The organism is Streptomyces griseoruber, from assembly GCF_001514205.1.
Taxonomy (GTDB): domain Bacteria; phylum Actinomycetota; class Actinomycetes; order Streptomycetales; family Streptomycetaceae; genus Streptomyces; species Streptomyces griseoruber.
This window is the reverse complement of sequence record NZ_KQ948765.1, coordinates 71,475-88,189: the sequence shown is the minus strand read 5'-3', so window position 1 is coordinate 88,189 and position 16,715 is coordinate 71,475. Positions and strand designations below refer to the sequence as shown.

Annotated in this window: 7 protein-coding genes and 1 pseudogene; 4 read left to right on the top strand and 4 right to left on the bottom strand. The window is 71.6% G+C overall.

The annotated features are described in order from the left end of the window. The first annotated feature begins 17 nt into the window (after positions 1-17). Both AQJ64_RS08720 and AQJ64_RS08715 read left to right on the top strand, forming a co-directional pair. Entirely contained in the window at positions 18-1,139 is a 1,122-nt protein-coding gene (locus AQJ64_RS08720; protein WP_055637439.1) for an ATP-binding protein, read from the top strand. Beyond that, positions 1,136-3,949, top strand: a complete 2,814-nt coding sequence (locus tag AQJ64_RS08715) for a DUF5682 family protein (RefSeq protein ID WP_055637440.1) — start codon at positions 1,136-1,138, stop codon at positions 3,947-3,949. The genes AQJ64_RS08720 and AQJ64_RS08715 overlap by 4 nt, the downstream gene beginning before the upstream one ends. Here the strand turns inward: AQJ64_RS08715 and AQJ64_RS08710 are convergent. From AQJ64_RS08710 to AQJ64_RS08700, 3 genes are all read right to left on the bottom strand, one after another. Continuing rightward, complete coding sequence (locus AQJ64_RS08710) at positions 3,942-5,432, bottom strand: hypothetical protein (protein ID WP_055637441.1); 1,491 nt, start codon at positions 5,430-5,432, stop codon at positions 3,942-3,944. The two genes, AQJ64_RS08715 and AQJ64_RS08710, sit on opposite strands and share 8 nt — an antisense overlap. A gap of 72 nt (positions 5,433-5,504) precedes the next feature. Further along, a complete protein-coding gene (locus AQJ64_RS08705) occupies positions 5,505-10,652 on the bottom strand; it encodes a family 43 glycosylhydrolase (RefSeq protein ID WP_055637442.1) in 5,148 nt (1,715 codons plus the stop codon). 131 nt (positions 10,653-10,783) lie between these two features. Then, on the bottom strand, positions 10,784-11,299 hold the full coding sequence (locus AQJ64_RS08700; protein ID WP_240512883.1) for a helix-turn-helix domain-containing protein: 516 nt from the start codon (positions 11,297-11,299) through the stop codon (positions 10,784-10,786). An 18-nt stretch (positions 11,300-11,317) separates the two neighbouring features. Here AQJ64_RS08700 and AQJ64_RS08695 point away from each other — a divergent pair. Next, a pseudogene (locus tag AQJ64_RS08695) lies at positions 11,318-12,219 on the top strand (FAD-binding protein); the annotation flags it as partial. A 122-nt stretch (positions 12,220-12,341) separates the two neighbouring features. Continuing rightward, the gene (locus AQJ64_RS08690) at positions 12,342-15,716 is read left to right on the top strand and encodes a pyruvate carboxylase (RefSeq protein ID WP_055637443.1); all 3,375 of its coding nucleotides are present in this window, start codon (positions 12,342-12,344) and stop codon (positions 15,714-15,716) included. Between the two features lie 20 nt (positions 15,717-15,736). On the opposite strand, the gene AQJ64_RS08685 is transcribed toward AQJ64_RS08690, so the two are convergent. Further along, positions 15,737-16,708, bottom strand: coding sequence for an STM4015 family protein (locus AQJ64_RS08685; RefSeq protein WP_055637451.1), 972 nt, complete (start codon positions 16,706-16,708; stop codon positions 15,737-15,739). Positions 16,709-16,715: the final 7 nt, after the last annotated feature.

Here is a 16,715-nt window from a genome sequence, read left to right as displayed (position 1 = left end):
CTGAGAAAGGCCCTGTGATGACCGACCTGTTGCGCGCCCCCGCCGAGATCAAGTTCGCCGAGGAACTGGACTGGCTGGAGTCGATCGACGACAACCCCAAGCCGTTCTCCTGGCGGCTGTCGCCGAAGATGATCCGGGTGTTCATCCTGGGCTCCGAGCGCGCCGACGGCCTCGACCGGGAGATCGACCAGAAGTGGTTCGGCGACCGCAGTTTCGTCGAGCGTTCCATCGTGACCCTCGCCTCCGACCGAGGACTGCTGCTCATCGGCGACCCCGGCACCGGCAAGAGCTGGCTCGCCGAACTGCTGTCGGCGGCCATCTGCCGCAACTCCACCCAGGTCGTCCAGGGCACGGCCGGCACCACCGAGGACCACATCAAGTACTCGTGGAACGTGTCCATGGTGATCGCCAAGGGCCAGTCGCGCGAGTCGATGATCCCCTCGCCGATCATGACCGCGATGGAGACCGGCACCATCGGCCGCGTCGAGGAACTCACCCGATCCACCAGCGACGTCCAGGACGCGCTGATCTCGATCCTCTCCGAGAAGTACATCTCCGTCCCCGAACTGGACGGCGCCGGCGGGGAGAACATCGTCTTCGCCAAGCCCGGCTTCTCGATCATCGCCACCGCCAACAGCCGCGACCGGGGCGTGAACGACCTGTCCTCCGCGCTCAAGCGCCGCTTCAACTTCGTCCGCATCCCGGTCGTGACGAACAAGAAGAGCGAGGCGGAGATCGTCCGCTTCCGCACCGAGGAACTCCTGCGCCGCCACCGGATCGAACTCGACGTCCCGCCCACCCTGCTGGACGTGCTGCTCCAGAGCTTCGCCGACCTGCGCGCCTCCGCGGCCGCCGCCGGCAGCGACGACGAGAAGCTGGAGTCCGCGCTGTCCACCGCCGAGCAGATCGGCGTCCTGGAGGACGCCATCCTGCACAGCAACTTCTTCGGCGACCGCGCCCTGACCGCCCGCACCCTCGCCTCCTCGCTCGTCGGCTCCCTCGCCCGCCGCGAGCCCGAGGACCTCGCCATCCTCAACAAGTACCTGCACGGTGTCGTCGAGCCGCGCAGCAAGGAAGAGGGCGGCTCCTGGCCGGAGTTCCTCGAGGGCGGCCGCGACGCGATCGCGACCCTGTCATGAGCGGCGCGGACGGGAGCGGCGCCACCTTCGAGGCGCTCCGCGGCCAGCTCCACGAGGCCGCCACGGCCTTCGCCGACGGACCCGGTGCCCTGGAGGGCATCCTGCGGGGCATCGTGGACGACGTCGAGCGCGCGGTGCGTGAGCCGCTGGAGATCTTCCCGGTCTGCCACCACTCACCGGCCTCGGCGATCGCCATGGCCCGCCGACTGCGCGAGAAGCAGCCGAAGGTGGTCTACCTGGAGCTGTGCGAGGACATGGCCCCCCTCCTCACCGAGCTGCGCAACTGCCGCCTCCCGGTGGCCGTCCAGGCGTTCGCGTCGGAGGTCGAGGGCTTCCCCGCCGACTGGTCCCCGCTGTCGGTCGTCGCCCCGATCACGGAGGCCTCCGCCGAGTACCAGGCCATCGCCTACGCCCTGGACACGCCCGGCGTCGAACTGGTCCTGGTCGACCGCTCCTCGGACCATGTGTTCCAGTGGGAGAAGGACGCGGAGACGGTGGAGGCGAGCCCGGCGGACACGGCGGCGGCCGCCCCGGACCCCGACGCCCCGGCGGCCGGCGAGGAGAGCGCCCTGCACGGCGACGCGGTCGGCGTGGAGATCGGTGATCTGCGCCCGCGCTTCGCCGAACTGGAGGAACACCTCCTGCGCCACGGCCGGGTCCGCCACTGGTCCGAGTGGTGGCACCAGTACGTCGAACTGCCCCTCGGCGACAGCGATCACGACACCTACCGCCAGGTGATGCTGCTCATCGGCAGCCTCTTCCGCCGTCTCGCCCCGGGGGAGGCGCACAGGGTCCGCGTCGACGAGGACCGCGAGCGGTACATGTGGACGCGGATGCGGGAACACCTCGCCGCCACCGGCACCGACCCCGCCGACTGCCTCTACGTCTGCGGAGCCTTCCACGCCGCGAGCCGTGTCGACGAGTTCGGCGTGCACGGCAGCGACACCTTCACCGTCAGCGCGCCCAGCGGCACCACGTGGCGGCACGGGCTGATCCCGTCCAGCCACGCCGCGATCGAGGCCCAGTTCGGGCTGGCCGCCGGCTCGGTCTCCATCGCCGCGACGGAATGGGCCAAGAACCTCAGGCGCACCCGGGTGAAGCCCTACCGGCTGGCGGGCCAGGCGGGCACGAAGCCGAAGAAGAGCCTCCCCGCGCCGACACCCGCCGCCGCCCCGGTCGCACCCGTCGACAAGCTCACCGGGTTCCTGCGGCGGCCGCCCGTCCTCGACGCCCTCGACGAGGCCGAACTGCTCGGCTGGTCGGTGGAGATCGTGCGCGCCGCCCGCCGCAACGGCTACCTCGCCTCCACCGCCGACGCCATCGCCGTCTTCGAGACGTCGATCCTGCTGGCCGGAATGCGCGACCGCGCCAAGCCGACGCCGTACGACTTCCAGGACGCGGCCGTCACCTGCATCGAGAAGGACCGGGTGCCGGGGCGGCGGGACGTGGGCCGGCTCGTCGAGATCATGATGGGCGGCGACCGCGTCGGCCAGGTCGGCTACGACGCGCTGCCGCCGCTGGCCCGGGACGTCCACGACCGGCTCGCGCCGCTGAACCTGAGGCTCCAGCAGCGCGGAGTCCAGCGGGCCCTGCTGGACATCGCCGCCCGGCCGGAACTGGGGCACTGCTCCGACGTGCTGTGGATGCTGCGCCGACTGCTGCCCGAGGGCGCCGCCCGCCCCATCATGGGCGACCGCAGCCTCGGCGAGCGCCCCATCCAGGAGTCCTGGGACCTCGCCCTCGGCACCCATCAGCGGTCGCTCATCGAACTCGGGTACGAGGGCGTCAGCATCGAGCAGGTCCTGGAGCAGCGGCTGCGCCGCACCGCGTACGCACCGCAGGCCACGGCGGCGACCGTCCTCGCGACGGTCGAGGACGCGATCGTGTACCTGCGCAGCCGACGGCTCGCCGACGAGCTGGGCACCCGCGCGCTGGAGGTCCTCGCGGGCGAGCGCAGCGTCGACGGCGCCCCGGAGGTACTGGGCCGTGTGCGCCGGCTGCTGGCGTACTACCGCACCGCCGAACCGGTCCTGCCGTCCTGGATCGAGTCCTTCGTCAAGACCGGGTACGCGCACTACTGCACCCTGCTGCCGAGCGCGTTCACCGACGAGGACGCGACCGTCCGTCAGGTCGCCGCCATGCTGGGCTTCCTGTTCGGCATGGAGAGCCTCGCCCTCTCCCTCGGCTGCGACCGCACCCAGCTCGAACTGGCCCTGGCCCAGTCCCACCCGGCCGAGCCCGCGCGCACCGCCCTGCTGTGGGCGGCCCAGACCCACCTGGGCACCCTGCCCAGGGCGGCGCTGCGGGAGCGCTGCGACGGCCTGCTCGCCAACCCGCTGGTGGTCCCCGCCTACCCGCGCTACCTCAGCGGCTTCGTGCACGCTCTCGAACCGGTGCCGGCCCTGGCCGACTTCGTCGTCGAGGCGGTGTCGAACGCCTTCGCCCGGCTGCCCGACCGGGTCCTGCTGCCCTGGCTGCCGACCCTCATCACCACCCTGCGCGCGGGCGGCACCGAACTCGCCCCGCTGATCGTCCGCGAGGCCGGCCGGATCTTCCCGGCGCGCCTCGCGGAGCTGGACAGCTGGGTTCCGCCGTGGCGGCTCCCGGAGGCACCGCCCCTGGGCCTGCCGTCCGCGCACACCGGCGACGGCGTGGCACTCCTGGCGGCCCACCCCGTGACCTGCGACGCGCTGGCCGCACTGCTGGGCTGCGAGGGCACCTGGGAGACGGCGGAACCGGGCGGCGCGGAACTGCTCACGCGGCACCCGGGAACCGTACGGGCACTGGAGGCCCTGCTGGCGGTCAGCTGACCGGCATTGCCGCCACCAGCCGGCGGACGGCGTCCACTCCCAGCGCCGGGTTGGCGGCGGCGTCCCGCACCAGCTCCTCGTCGTCGAGCAGCTCGGCCAGCCGGGCCGGCGGAAGCCGAGGATGCCGGGCGAACGCGGCCCGCACCCCGGCATCGGGGTCCCGGGTCAGCCGGTCCACGACCTCCGACGGGGTCTCAGGATCCCGGGCGGCCAGGGCCCGGACCGCCGGGTCCGCGTGGTCGGCGTACTCGGCCAGCCCGTCGGTCGGGAAGGCCGGCCGGGTGAGGAGGTGCTCACGTTCCAGGCCGGTGTACTCAAGGAAGCTGCGCAGCAGCAGGTCCGGCGGAGCGTCGGGATGGTTCTGGGCCAGCAGGACGCGTACGCCCAGGTCGTCGTCGGCGCCCAGCAGGGCCACCAGGTCCGGCGGCAGCCCTCGCTCCGTCGCCGCGCGTCGGCGCAGCAGCGGATGCCCGGACAGGGCGTCCCGCCGGACGGCCTCGGGATCGCGGGGGTACAGGCGCTCGAAGTGGGGGCCGAACGTGCGGTCCAGGGGAACCGCGTAGTTGATCCCGGCCCGCTCCTCCTCGCTCCACGCCGGGTGGACGGACACGGCGAGCCGCACCTTCGGCTCGGGATCGACGGCGAGAGCCCGCAACTCGTCAGGCCCGAGGTCGTCCCGGCGGGCGATCTCCTCCCGCACCTCCGGGTCCGGATCGGACGCCAGCAGGACCACCACATCGGAAGGCAGTGAGGCGTTGCCCGCGATCATCGAGCGCTCCTGGGGACCCGCCGGAGCGGTGAGCACGCTGTCCACGACGGACCTGGTCAGCGGCAGGTTCACCAGGACATAGGTCCGCGCGTGGCACGGGCGGTCCGGCAGATTGCTCTCCACCCAGGCCGGATCCTCGTCCTGCCGATGACGTTCCGCCCTCCCGCGCACCTCGTCGTCCGGGTCCGCCAGCAGTGCGGCGCGGCGCTCGGCGGACAGCCAGGTCCACATGCCGACGCCCCAGGCGCGGACCTTGGGGTCGGGGTGTGTGGGCATGGCCCGGCGCAGTTCGTTCGAGAACTGCCGGTAGATGCCGCCGCCCAGCTGTTCGTTGTCGTAGGTGCTGATCATCCGGACGACGGTCGTGTCGGGCAGCGGCCTCGGCCGGTGCGGCCCGGTCGGCAGGGGCCCGTTGGCCAGCCAGGCGCGCACGGTCCAGTCGGGATCGTCCACCAGCCGCGCCCGCTGAGCGGGGTCGGCATGGACGCTGCCGGCGAAGAACCGGCGGGTGAGGTGGTCCGGATGGGTGATCACGGCGTCGGCGACGACCTCGGGCAGCGCGCGGTCCCCGCACAGCACCGTCCGGACGGCGAGCGGGCCGTCCAGGAGCAGGCGCAGCAGGATGTCCGGTGGTGTGGCCGGATTGAGGGCCAGTCCGGCGAGCCGCCGGGTCGTGAGATCGGCGCTCTTCCAGAGCTCGTCGGGTGTCGGCATGGACGAGGTCCTCCCCCAGGACGACGAATGGGCCCCCTGCGTGCGCAGAGGGCCCATGACCTTGACCCGGTGCTAGTGGCGGTGCGTGCCGATCGTCACGGTGCCGGGCTTCACCCCCGCCCCCGTGTCGAGGACGACCGTGCCGTCGGACTTCTTCCAGATCCTGATCGCGAAGGTGTCGGGGTTGTCGGTGGCCGTGACCCGGAAGCCGTAGCCCTTCTTGCCGCCCACCGTGCCGGAGCCCTCGACGACGGCCTTGGAGCCGCTGACGACGAGCCAGTCCAGGCCGGTGGAGCGGAACTTCACCCGGGCCGGGCCGGAGACGTAGGTGACCTGGCCGAGCGGGGTGGCGGCCTGCGGGAGGTAGCGGGCGGCGACGGTGAAGAAGCCCCGGGTGCCGACGGCGCCCGCGCCCACCACCGGACCGGCCGAGCGGTCGTACACGACGATCTCGGGGAGCGTACGGCCGGCCGACGCGCCGTCGTCGTCGGTGACCGTGACCACCGGTCGGCGGATGCCCGCCGAGGTGTAGGTGTGCTCGGCGCGGCAGCCGGTCGCGGTGACGGTACCGGCGGACGGCCTGGTGCCGTCCTTCCAGTCGATGACGCAGGTGTGCTTGTCGGCGGTGCCCGGGTCGGTGAAGGTCGCCGTGACGGCGGTGCGACGGCCGGCCGGGACCGGGCCCGTCGGGCCGGTGGCGGAGGTGACGGCCGGGGCCGCGTTCTTCACCGTGACGACGGCCGTGTCGGTGCTGCGCCCACCGGTCAGGGTGAGGGTGAACGTGCCGTTGTCGGCGCAGGTCACCGTGGTCCGGGCCGCCCCCGCATCCGCGATCTTGCAGGGCGCGCCCTGGTCGGCCGTCCACTTCGGGCTCCCCGCGCCGGAGTGCGTGCCGTTCAGGGCGATCGCGTCGCCCTCCGTGCCCGTGACGTCCGGACCGGCGTGCACGACGGCGACCGGGTCGATGCCGGTCAGCGTGGGCACGACCTTCTCGATCAGACCGTCCGCGTCGAACTCCATCCTGTCGATGGTGGTCTCACGGTGGGTGCCGTCACCGCCGGGGATCGCGAAGCGGTGGTAGGCGATGTACCAGTCGTCCGTGCCCGGGACCTGGACGACCGAGTGGTGGCCGGTGCCCAGGATGCCCTGCGAGGCGTCCTTCTCCAGGATCACGCCCCGCTTGGTCCAGGGGCCGGTGGGGGAGGGACCGGTGGCGTAGGCGACACGGTAGTTCTCGTCGCGGGTGTCGTTCTCCGACCACATGAAGTAGTAGGTGCCCTTGCGCTTCACCACGAACGAGCCCTCGTTGTAGCCGCTCGGCGTGATGTCCTTGATCTGCGCGGTGTCGATCGAGGTCATGTCGGCGTTCAGCGGCGCCACGTACGCGTGGCCGTTGCCCCAGTAGAGGTACGACTGGCCGTCGTCGTCGGTGAAGACGGCCGGGTCGATCATCTGGCCGCTCAGCTGGCCCGCCTTCAGCAGCGGTGCGCCGAGCGCGTCCTTGAAGGGACCCGTGGGCGAGTCGGAGACCGCCACGCCGATGTTCGCGTCGGCGCAGAAGTAGAAGTAGTACTTCCCGTCCTTCTCGGCGATCGTCGGCGCCCAGGCCCTGCTGTCCGCCCAGCTCACGTCAGGACCGAGGTCGAGGATGACGCCGTGGTCCGTCCAGTGCACCAGGTCGGTCGAGGAGTACGCCTTGAACTGGGTACCGCTCCAGCCGTCGAAGCCGTCGGTCGTCGGATACAGGTAGAAGGTGTCGCCGAAGCGGACGATGTTCGGGTCGGCGTTGAGCCCCGGCAGCACCGGGCTCTTCATCTCCAGCGCCGAGACCGTCCAGGTGCGCTTCTTGCCGTCGGAGCCCGTGACCTCGTACTTCACCGGCTTCGTGAAGTCCTGCACGCTGCCGGAGGCGGGGCTGATGGCCGCGCCGTGGGCGAGGCCGAACTCCGGTGCCAGCGCGGTGAGGTCGGTGCCCTCCTTGAAGGGCAGCGTGATGCGGCTGTCGCCGTTGTCGATCAGGGCGTCGACCTTGAGTGCCGGGTGGGTGGCACGCGCGATGCCCGTGGTGTTGCCGCTCAGCTCCATCACCTCGGCCGCCGACAGCGCACGGTCGTAGATGCGGAAGTCGTCGACCTCACCGCCGAAGTACGGGTCGGCCGCGTACAGGGAGCGTCCGATGTAGCCGCTGTAGTCCTTGTCGGCGTCGTACAGCTCGGACGGCCTGATGGTGACGCCGGTCGCCCGGGCCGCCTCGATGCCGTCCACGTAGAGGACCATCGTGCCGGTCGAGCCGTCCAGGGTGACGGTCACGTGCCGCCACTCGCCCGCGGTGAGCTGCGAGCCCGCCGTCAGCTTCGACTCCGCCGACCAACTCGCCTTGGTGATGGCCGAGTACAGCTTGGAGGAGCCGTTGGAGGGGCTTGCGAAGAGGTACTTGTTGCTGTCCGGACCCAGCCCGAACAGCCACTGCCAGCTGCTGCCGCCCTTCCACTTCGCGTACGTGGAGACGGTCACGCTGTCGGCGTTCTTCAGCACACCGTTCGGGATCTTCACATACGGCGAGTCGCTCGCGCCGGACATGCTGAACGAGCCACCGCTCACGCCGGTGCCGAAGGCGGGCGTACGGACGTAGGTGCCGTGGTAGCCGTGGCCGCTGGAGTCGACGGCGATGTTGCCGGACGTCTCGTCGAAGCCGTAGTGCAGCAGCAGGTCGGCGGGCACGTCGGCGCCTTCCGCCGAGACCGTCACCTTCGCCTGTACGGGGATCGCGGCGCCGTCGGGCAGGCTGCCCGTCACCGTGAACTCACCGGGCTGCGCGTACGCCGACTCCGGGACGTCGTCCCAGCTGACGGCCACCGGCCTGTCGACCCCGTCGGAGTAGGTGGCGATCACCGTCGCGGGCAGCACCGGCGCCTCGCCGGTCCGCGTCTTCACCGAGATGTCCTCGACACCGGTGACGAGCTGGTCCGGCTGGTAGGCGGTCAGCAGCCGGTCGTACTCGGCCTGGGTGACCGGCAGGACCGTGCCGTGGCGGGGCCGCGAGGGCAGGTCGTAGTCGGCGACCGGCGTCCACTTGCCGGCGGCGAGGTCGGTGGTCTCGAAGGGGATGTAGCCGCGCCCGCCGAACTCGTCGAGGAAGGCGTACCACTTGTCCTCGGTGTTCGACTTGAACACCAGCGGGCCCTCGGCCGCGCTCATCGCGCCCTTGCCGATGCCCTCGGCGACCGCGTCCCAGGAGAGGTTCAGCAGGGAGTCGCTCTTCTCCTCGAAGATGAACTTGCTGTTGGGCGTGGAGGAGGTGTTGTTCCGCTCGTCCTTCGACAGCCGGAAGTAGGTGCCGTCGTGCTGGATGACCGTGGAGTCGATGACGGAGTAGCCGCGGTCGATCCAGACCTTGGGCGCGCTGAAGGTGTAGAAGTCGCGGGTGGTGGCGTACATCATCCGGTTGTAGGTGTCGCCGGAGTGCGCCTCGTTGTCGTACAGCTTCGACGCCCAGAACACCACGTACTCGCCGAGGTCGCTGTCGTAGTACGCCTCGGGCGCCCAGGTGTTGCCGGCGCTGTCGGGGGAGACCTGCACCAGGCGCTGGTTCGTCCAGTGCACCAGGTCGGTGGACTCCCAGACCATGATGGACTTGCTGCCGGTGCGCTGGGCGGCGTCCCAGTCGCCGTTGCCGTAGATCCTGAGGTCGGTGGCGATCTGGTAGAACTTGTCGCCCTCGGGGGAGCGGATGATGAACGGGTCGCGCAGGCCCCGCTCGCCGAGCGTCGAGGTCAGCACGGGCTCGCCGTCGTTCAGCTCCCGCCAGTGCAGCGGGTCGTTGCCCTTGCTGAGCGCGGCGTAGAGCTGTTCGCCGTTCGCCGTGCCCTCGCCGGTGAAGTAGCTGAACATGTAGCCCTTGAGGGCTTCCTTCGCGGGGAGTTCGGGGACCTTCGCGGTGAACACCCGGGTCGACTTCGCGTCGCCCTTGGTGACGGTGGCGGTGAGGTCGACCGTGGTGGCGCCGGCGCCGTGCGCGGGGCGGTGGACCACGCCGTCGGCCGAGACGACGTCCGGGTCGGCGGAGGACCAGGTGACGTCCGTGCCGTAGGTGCCGGAGGCCGGCAGGGTGAGGTTGCCGCGTGCGTCGTCGAGGTTGCGGACGGTCAGGGCCTCGGCGGCCTGCTCGGTCGCGGTCTGGTCGTCGAACGCCGAGAGGACCGTGATGTCGAACGTCCTTGTCGCGGTGACCGTGCCCTTCTTCAGGGTCGCGGTGAGGGTGGCGTGCCCGTCGGGCCGACCCGCGGTGGGCCGGGTCACCTTGCCCGCGTCCGTGACGAGGTCGGTGTTGTCGCTGGCCCAGGTGATGGTGGAGCCGCCGGCCGCACCGGTCTTCGGCAGCGTCAGGTCGGCGGTCACCGCGCCGGTGTCGCCCAGGTCGAGGGCCGCCTTGTCGTCCTCGACGCCCTGGGTGGCGACGGGCAGCGCGAGCTGTTCGACCTCGGACGCGGCCAGGGCGCGGTCGTACACCCGGAAGTCGCGCATGCTGCCCTTGAACAGCTTGTCGCCCGAGTAGACCGACTTGCCGAGGTAGTTGGCGGTGGTCGTGCCGGAGCCGATCGCGCCGGGGGTGATGGTCACCGAGGTGTTGCGGGCGACCTCGACGCCGTCCTCGTACAGGACACCGGTGGTGCCCGTCTGGGTGTAGGTGACGTTCTTCCACACCGAGCGGGTCAGGTTGCGGGAGTCGGAGGGCTTGGTGGTCTGTTCCGTCGACCAGTTGCCGGTGGCGATCGAGGTGCGCAGGGAGTTGCCGGTGGCGAAGAGATAGCCGTTGCCGTTGCTGCCGCTGGAGTTGCCGAAGCCGTAGAGGAAGTACGGCGTGGTCTGCGCGGCGTCGAGCTTCACGTCGAAGGCGACGCTGATCGACGTCAGCCCCTTCAGTACGTCGTTCGGCACCTTGACGTAGGTGTCCGAGCCGTTGAAGCCGAGACCCTGGCCGGTCCAGTCGGCGGTGCCGTTGAGGGTGCCGTCGAGGCCGTGGCCGGAGGCGTCGGGCACGGTCGTGCCGGAGGCCCCGTCGAGCTTGTACCAGAGGGCGAGTCCGTCGGTGACGTCGCCCGCGGCCTGGGCGGGTGAGGCCGCCGCGGTGAGTCCCATGAGCAGCGAAACGGCGGTCACAGCGCCCAGTTGGCCCGCCCCGCGTCTCGCACGGAAGCGGAAGCGTTTTCTCTGCGTCATAGGAGACCGCCGTTTCAGCCGTGTGACGTGATGTTGCGAGAGTGTCAAACGGTGTACATGGCCGCGTCAAGACTTCTCGAACAATGTCCGGCAGGTCGAACAGAAAGGCCGCGCATTTCAAGCTCCCCTGTTCAGTGCTGTGTTGGCGACTCCAGCCACGCGGTGAGCGCCCACCACCAGTGCAGGGCGGCGAGCGGGCCGCCGTCGCCGTCGGTGAGGGAGGCGGAAGTGATCTGGCGGAGCCGGCCGAGGCGGTAGCGGACGGTGTGGGGATGGGTGAACAAGGCCGCCGCCGTCTGGTCGAGCCGACGGCCGTTGTCCAGGAACGCCAGTGCGGTGAGCGCGAGTCGGCGGTGGAAGGCGTCCGCGGGATCCAGGTCTGCGAGCAGCCTGCGGCTCAACAGCGCACCCAGGTGAGGCTGTTCGGTCAGCGCGATCCGGCCGGCGAAGCCCGTGACGTCGTAGAGGCCGTGCAGTCCCTGGTGCCGGCCGAGGTCCAGGGCGCGCACCAACAGCGGGTACAGGCGGGGTAGTTCCGGCAGGGCGGCGGCGGGCGCGACCACCACGAGCGCCTCCGGCGCGAGCTCCCCGTCCTCCGGCGGAAGCGGGCCGAGGCCCGCCGGGCGGCCGTCGAGCGGCACGGTCACCACATGCGCCGACCGCAGCGTGCGGTCGTCGGCGACTTCGAACTGCGCGCCCAGGTCGTCGTCACCTCCGGAGGCATCGGCGCCGACCACGACCTGGTCCGCCAGAGCTGGCCCGCCCGGATGGGCACCCCGCCGACGTCCATGGTCACCGGCGTCCCCGCGCACGTCGACGGCCGGATGCTCGCCATCACCGAGAAGGCGGGCGGCCGGATCGTCGACCCCGACCGTATGCGGCACTACACCGAGGGCCTCAGGAACTACGTCCCGATCTGGCCCGGCCACGGCATCCGCATCCTGCCCGGACCCTCCTCGATGTGGTTCGACGCGACCGGCAGGCGCTTCGACACGCCCGACATCCCGGGCTACGACACCCTGCACACCCTGCGGACCACGCTCTCCGGCTCCGAACAGGACCCGGACCTCACCAACAAGAACATCTGGCAGCTCCTCACCCGCATCTGGCAGACCCCGGAGCCGATCGAGAAGTTCAAGAACAAGGGCGAGGACTTCGTCGTCGCCACCACCCTCACCGACCTCGTCGCCGGCATGCGATCGACAACGCGTACACCAAGGACGTCCAGGTCATGGGCATCCGCAACGCCCTGAACCACACCGGCGACAGCCTCAGCCCTACGGCGTCCATCCACCGGATCCTCGACTCCAGCGCCGGACCGCTGATCGCCGTCCGCCTCAACGTCCTCACCCGCAAGACCCTCGGCGGCCTCCAGACCGACCTCTCCGGCCGGGTCCTGGACGCCGCCGGCAACCCCGTGCCCGGGCTGTACGCGGCCGGCGAGGTCGCCGGCTTCGACGGCGGCGGGGTGCACGGCTACCGCTCCCTGGAGGGCACCTTCCTCGGTGGCTGTCTCTTCTCCGGACGTCAGGCGGGCCGGGCGGCCGCGGCGGCCACCGCGACCTGATTCGCCCTGCGGAACACGTCTCATTGGGCGAGACCTGCCGGTGAGTGGCCCGGCTCACATGGTCAAAAAAGTCACTCACCGCCACCATGGGTCCCGTCACCGTCAGGCTGAAGGGGTCCAGGATGTTCCGCAAGGTGCTGGTCGCCAACCGTGGTGAGATCGCGATCCGTGCGTTCCGCGCCGGCTTTGAGCTGGGCGCACGCACGGTCGCCGTCTTCCCGCACGAGGACCGCAACTCACTGCACCGGCTGAAGGCCGACGAAGCCTACGAGATCGGCGAACCCGGGCACCCGGTGCGCGCCTACCTCTCCGTGGAGGAGATCGTCGCCGCCGCCCGCCGGGCGGGCGCCGACGCCGTCTACCCGGGCTACGGGTTCCTCTCCGAGAACCCCGAACTCGCGCGTGCGTGCGAAGAGGCCGGCATCACCTTCGTGGGCCCCGACGCCCGCACGCTCGAACTGACCGGCAACAAGGCGAGCGCGGTCGCGGCGGCCCGGGAAGCGGGCGTCCCCGTCCTCGGCTCCTCCGCCCCCTCCAACGACATCGACGAACTCGTCCGCGCCGCCGAGGAGATCGGCTTCCCCGTGTTCGTGAAGGCCGTCGCGGGCGGCGGCGGCCGCGGCATGCGCCGGGTCGAGAACCCGGCCGTGCTGCGCGAGTCCATCGAGGCCGCCTCCCGCGAGGCCGCGTCCGCCTTCGGCGACCCGACCGTCTTCCTGGAGAAGGCCGTCGTCGACCCCCGCCACATCGAGGTACAGATCCTCGCCGACGGCGAGGGCAACGTCATGCACCTCTTCGAGCGCGACTGCTCCGTCCAGCGCCGCCACCAGAAGGTCATCGAGCTGGCCCCCGCGCCCAACCTCGACCCCGAGCTGCGCGAGCGGATCTGCGCCGACGCCGTCCGCTTCGCCCGCCAGATCGGCTACCGCAACGCGGGCACGGTCGAGTTCCTCCTCGACCGCGACGGCAACCACGTCTTCATCGAGATGAACCCGCGCATCCAGGTCGAGCACACGGTCACCGAGGAGGTCACCGACGTCGACCTCGTCCAGGCGCAGCTGCGCATCGCCTCCGGCGAGACCCTCGCCGACCTCGGCCTCTCCCAGGAGACGGTCACCCTGCGCGGCGCGGCCCTCCAGTGCCGTATCACCACCGAGGACCCCGCCAACGGCTTCCGCCCCGACACCGGCCGGATCAGCGCCTACCGCTCCCCGGGCGGCTCCGGCATCCGCCTCGACGGCGGAACCACCCACGCCGGTACGGAGATCAGCGCCCACTTCGACTCGATGCTGGTCAAGCTCACCTGCCGGGGCCGGGACCTCGAGGCCGCCATCCGGCGCGCCCGGCGCGCCGTCGCCGAGTTCCGCATCCGCGGCGTGGCCACCAACATCCCGTTCCTCCAGGCCGTCCTCGACGATGCCGACTTCCAGGCCGGCCGGGTCACCACCTCCTTCATCGAGCAGCGCCCGCACCTGCTGACCGCCCGCTCCTCCGCCGACCGCGGCACCAAGCTGCTCACCTACCTCGCCGACATCACCGTCAACAAGCCGCACGGCGAGCGCCCCGAGCTGATCGAGCCGACCACCAAGCTGCCCCCGCTGCCCGCCGGCGAGCCGCCGGCCGGTTCCCGGCAGCGGCTGGTCCACCTCGGCCCCGAGGGCTTCGCCCGCTGGCTGCGCGAGTCCCCGACCATCGGCGTCACCGACACCACCTTCCGCGACGCCCACCAGTCCCTGCTCGCCACCCGGGTGCGCACCAAGGACCTCCTCGCCTCCGCCCCGCTGGTCGCCCGCACCCTGCCCGACCTGCTCTCCCTGGAGTGCTGGGGCGGCGCCACCTACGACGTCGCCCTGCGCTTCCTCGCCGAGGACCCCTGGGAGCGGCTGGCCGCCCTGCGCGAGGCCGTCCCCAACATCTGCCTCCAGATGCTGCTGCGCGGCCGCAACACGGTCGGCTACACGCCGTACCCCACCGAGGTCACGGACGCCTTCGTGCAGGAGGCCGCCGCCACCGGCATCGACATCTTCCGCATCTTCGACGCCCTCAACGACGTCGGCCAGATGCGCCCCGCCATCGACGCCGTACGCGAGACGGGCACGGCGGTCGCCGAGGTCGCCCTCTGCTACACCTCCGACCTGTCCGACCCGAACGAGCGCCTGTACACGCTGGACTACTACCTGCGGCTCGCCGAGCAGATCGTCCAGGCCGGCGCCCACGTCCTGGCCGTCAAGGACATGGCGGGCCTGCTGCGCGCCCCCGCCGCCGCCAAGCTGGTCTCCGCCCTGCGCCGCGAGTTCGACCTGCCGGTCCACCTGCACACCCACGACACCGCCGGCGGCCAGCTCGCCACCTACCTCGCCGCGATCCAGGCGGGCGCGGACGCGGTGGACGGCGCGGTGGCCTCCATGGCCGGTACGACCTCCCAGCCCTCGCTGTCGGCGATCGTCGCCGCGACCGACCACTCCGAGCGCCCCACCGGCCTCGACCTCCAGGCGGTCGGCGACCTGGAGCCGTACTGGGAGAGCGTCCGCCGCATCTACGCCCCGTTCGAGGCGGGCCTCGCCTCCCCGACCGGGCGCGTCTACCACCACGAGATCCCCGGCGGCCAGCTCTCCAACCTGCGCACCCAGGCCGTCGCGCTCGGCCTCGGCGACCGCTTCGAGGACATCGAGGCGATGTACGCCGCCGCCGACCGCATCCTCGGCCACCTGGTCAAGGTGACCCCCTCCTCCAAGGTGGTCGGCGATCTCGCCCTGCACCTGGTCGGCGCCGGGGTGTCCCCGCAGGACTTCGAGGCGGCCCCCAACCGCTACGACATCCCCGACTCCGTCATCGGCTTCCTGCGCGGTGAGCTGGGCACCCCGCCCGGCGGCTGGCCCGAGCCGTTCCGCAGCAAGGCCCTTGAGGGACGCGCCGACGCCAAGCCGGTCAACGACCTCACCGCGGAGGACCGCGACGGCCTGGAGAAGTCCCGCCGCGCCACCCTCAACCGGCTGCTGTTCCCCGCCCCGACCCGCGAGTTCGAGGCCCACCGCCAGGCGTTCGGCGACACCAGCGTCCTCGACAGCAAGGACTTCTTCTACGGTCTGCGCCCGGGCAAGGAGTACTCCGTCGACCTGGAGCCCGGCGTGCGGCTGCTGATCGAGCTCCAGGCCGTCGGAGAGGCCGACGAACGCGGACTGCGCACGGTGATGTCCAGCCTCAACGGCCAGCTGCGGCCCATCCAGGTCCGCGACCGGGCGGCGGCCTCCGACATCCCGGTGACCGAGAAGGCCGACCGCGCCAACCCCGGCCATGTCGCCGCCCCCTTCGCCGGTGTGGTGACCCTCGCCGTCACCGAGGGCGACGAGGTCGCGGCCGGTGCCACCGTCGCCACCATCGAGGCGATGAAGATGGAGGCGACGATCACCGCGCCCAAGGGCGGCCGCGTGAGCAGGCTCGCCATCAACCGCATCCAGCAGGTGGAGGGCGGCGACCTGCTGGTCGTGGTCGACTGAGCGGACGGCCGCCGGTGGGGTCACTCGGCGGCGGCCACGTACCGCTCCTCCCCCTCCTCCAGCTCAGGCCTGCCGGACACGTCGACCGTCACCCCGTGCGGCTCCAGGGCCTGCCGCACCCGCTCGGCCATCTCGTCCGACAGGTAGTGGTGGTGCAGGTCCAGCTCCTCCAGATGGGTCAACGGCTGACCGGTCAGCAGCGCCTCGGCCCCGGCGTCCGTGAGGGTGCCGCGGCCCAGGTGCAGGGCGGTCAGCCGGGCCACCACCGGCGCCGAGGCGACGGCGGCGGCCACCTCGTCCTGGATGTCGGCGTTCTGCAGGCCCAGCCGGCGCAGCGCGGGCAGCCCGGAGCCGTCGAGGACCGGCGCCAGGTCCTCGACGGTCGCGGTACGGCCGTACCACTCGGCGCCCAGCCAGATGTCCAGGTGCTCCAGGGCCGGCAGCTCCGAGGCGGAGAGCCCGTGCAGCACCTGCGCGGGCAGCCCGCCGTTCTCGAAGCGCAGGACGCGCAGCCCGTCATGGCTGATCGGCTTGAACTCCAGGCCCGGACCGCCGCCGTAGCCGTCGGTCGAACCGCGCACCGCCAGCTCCCGCAGCCCGGGATAGGCCTGAAGGACCGGGCTGACGTCCCCCTGGACGATCCAGGACAGCTCCGCCTCCTCGAACATGAGGTCGGCGAGATAGAGGGCCTGAAGACCGGTCAGCCGGTCGGCGGCCTGGGCGAGCAGCTCCGCCGTCTCCCCGGGTTCGCAGCCGTCCAGGTCACCGCCGTAGGCGCCCCCGCCGAGGACCAGCGCGCGCACCCCCGCCGGGTCCACGGTGTCCAGGAAACGCTGCCAGTACTCGTCGAAGTCCTCCTCGTCGGTCCGCAGACCGCTCACCAGCTTCCAGGCGACCGCCCCGGCCTCCGGCAACGGCCGGTCCCCGGCGCCGGGCTGCGGGAAGACGTGCACGGGCAGGCCGTGCAGACGGGAGATGTGGGCGAGGGACACGACGGGA